Source organism: Pseudomonas sp. MD330_10 (assembly GCF_042610415.1).
GTDB classification, from domain to species: Bacteria; Pseudomonadota; Gammaproteobacteria; order Pseudomonadales; family Pseudomonadaceae; genus Aquipseudomonas; species Aquipseudomonas rhodesiae.
Genome location: NZ_JBHGZU010000074.1, coordinates 1 through 281, shown reverse-complemented (window position 1 = coordinate 281; position 281 = coordinate 1). Strand labels below are relative to the sequence as shown.

The window sequence follows — 281 nt, the reverse complement described above, 5'->3', positions numbered from 1 at the left end:
CACATAACCGTGACCCCAGCAGATCAGCGGTTTGGGGTAGGTGTGCAAACGGTAATCGAGTCGATATTCGGCGGCACAAAACTGCGCGCCCAGGGCGGGTACTTCGCCCGGGTGCTCAAGGCACGCCTGGGCCAGGCTGCGTACCTCGCCACCGGCACAGAACGCCTTGGCGCCAGTGCCGCGCAGCAACACGCAGACGATTTGCGGGTATTTGGCCCAGGCCTCCAGGCGGTCGCCGAGGGCCAGGATCATCGGCAGGGAGAGGGCGTTGAGCGACTTTT

General features: G+C 64.4%; 1 protein-coding gene. It reads right to left on the bottom strand.

Annotated features, from left to right (window positions below):
- A partial coding sequence (locus tag ACFZPT_RS26670) for an enoyl-CoA hydratase/isomerase family protein (protein WP_379559126.1) occupies nucleotides 1–281 on the bottom strand: 281 nt, incomplete at both ends.